Consider the following 2,253-nt stretch of genomic DNA (forward strand, 5'->3'; position numbering starts at 1 on the left):
GTCGCCATATTGCTATTATTAAATTTATTCATTATCTATCATTATAACTTATATTAACCTCTATGTTAAGTGCTATATTATAATAAAGTATAGTTTTTTCATTTATCTAAATAATATTTGTTTTAGTTCTTCAATATAAATCAGGGGAAGGTTAACATTACCCTATTACTAACTATTCTATAATATAGCAGATTTTTATGATCCACTAATAGCTATTTTCATTATTCTTATATTATAATTCTGACCTAGTTGTCTCATCTTCAATCATAACCTTAGCCCCATCACCCAATCCCTTTTTTCCTGAAATAACCACTTGGTCATTTGGTTTGATGCCACTAACTACCTCTACACTTTGACTATCACTATCACCTATTTCAACCTTTACTTTTTTAGCTATATTATTTTCAATAACGTAGACAAAATAATAGGATTCAAAAAAGATAGCTGAGTTTGGTAATTTTATCCGTTGCTTATTGCTATTGAAAACAACATTTACATTAACAAATAAGCCAGGCGTGATTGAATTGTCATCATTTGGAATAAACGCCTCAATATAGACTGAGTGATTCTTCTCTTGAGCAATTTCTGAAGTTTTAAAATCGCTTAGTTTAAGGGCTAAATCTAAAGCAGGAATATAGATGTTAACATAGCTATCCGGAGAACTTTTAAATTTCTGATAGTCGCTCTCATCGAGCTCAAATGCAACCTTGATAATATGAATATCGTAAAGAACGGCAATTTTATCCTTTTGTGTAACAAGCTCTCCGTCAGCAACAAGTTTTCGTTCAACAATGCCACTTAACGGAGCAACAATATAATGATTGGTCTTGTCATCAAGTAATGTATAATATTTATGTTTAGCATCAAGATATTCTATGCGATGGTTTACATATTCTGTATAGCTAATGAGATTCTTATCTGATAGCTGTTTCATTGCATTAGCTTTTTTCTCTTTAAGACGATACTCTTCATTTGCCAGTTCAATCAGGTAGTCAATTTGCGTGGTATCTAATACTGCTAAAATATCACCTTTATTGACATAACTACCTATCGGCAAATCAAGCTCTTTAATTCTCCCTGTTACATTGACTTTAACTGCATGTGTTTCATATGGCAAGGTTTTGCCTGTTGTAACCAATATATCATTTGTTTCTTCTGAATATTGAGCCTTAACCACCTCAACAGGAACCATGGTCGCTTGATTATCAACTTGCTGAGCGGGGATTTGTTTATCATTTGCTTTTTTGATAAAAACTATCACCACAACAATCGCTGTTATAACAAATAATATCCCATATATAACTTTTCTTCGACTCATTAACGCCATATCTACCTACCTTGAGAGTCTTGAGAAAATAACCTTTATAAATTAGTTTCTTATAACTCTATGTTATTTGATTAAACATCCCTTGATTTATAAGGGGTAGCATTTTCTTCTCCATAGGAGTCTGCCTGCAATATAGTCAACTCAGGAGAATTTGGGGCTAGGAGCAATGGAGCGACGCCTATAAGTAATAGGCGAGTGACGAGTTACAACGTCCCCAACTTCTCATCAATTGACTATAACTAAAGTAATTCTATATTTGGCTCTCTTTGGCTGCGAATAAACATAATTTTTTTGAAATAGTTACACTATTCCTGCAAAAATCATATATATTCTCGCCGAAAAATAGCTCAAAATATAATTAATTAGTTATCGTAGGCAGACTTCTAGGAGATAACTAATCTGAGCATTTTTATTCAAAGTCATCCGTTTTATCCGGTTTGTATGCAATATACACATTAAAAACTCATTGTCAAGTTAAATTATAATCAACTCAGGAAAATTGGGCAGCAAAAGCGGAGTGATTCTTATAAGTAATAGGCGAGCGACGAGTGACAACATCACAAATTTCTCGTCAATTGACTATATCTCATGACTTTTTGAGTATTATTTATATATCCCTGCTTTCGTAGGGATGACAAGCTTTGCTCTGTGGTTAAATTTGAAAATTTAGAAAAATTTATGGATTTTAGCATGATTTTTGACCATGAAGATGCATTCTCTCTTTGCCTTTAGGCATTTTGATGGAACAACAAAATAAACTTGCACACTGCGTTAATTTAACTTTAGTCAATTGGTGAGAAGTTGGCGACTTCGTCGCTCCATCGCTCCTGCTACCCAATTCTCCTGAATTAATGGTATGGACCTACCCTATATACAGAATGAGAAGCATATGCTAATCTTCTAGGATAGGAAATGAATCCTAAACA

General features: G+C 33.2%; 2 protein-coding genes. Both read right to left on the reverse strand.

Annotated features, from left to right (window positions below; translation table 11 throughout):
* Positions 1-232: 232 nt before the first annotated feature.
* Positions 233-1,327: an efflux RND transporter periplasmic adaptor subunit gene (locus tag RiCNE_RS06775; RefSeq protein ID WP_094649800.1), complete on the reverse strand. Its 1,095-nt coding sequence runs from the start codon at positions 1,325-1,327 to the stop codon at positions 233-235.
* Between the two features lie 685 nt (positions 1,328-2,012).
* Positions 2,013-2,165, reverse strand: a complete 153-nt coding sequence (locus RiCNE_RS07620) for a hypothetical protein (RefSeq protein WP_157905714.1) — start codon at positions 2,163-2,165, stop codon at positions 2,013-2,015.
* Between the last annotated feature and the right edge of the window lie 88 nt (positions 2,166-2,253).

This window comes from Rickettsia endosymbiont of Culicoides newsteadi (assembly GCF_002259525.1).
Taxonomy (GTDB): Bacteria; Pseudomonadota; Alphaproteobacteria; order Rickettsiales; family Rickettsiaceae; genus Tisiphia.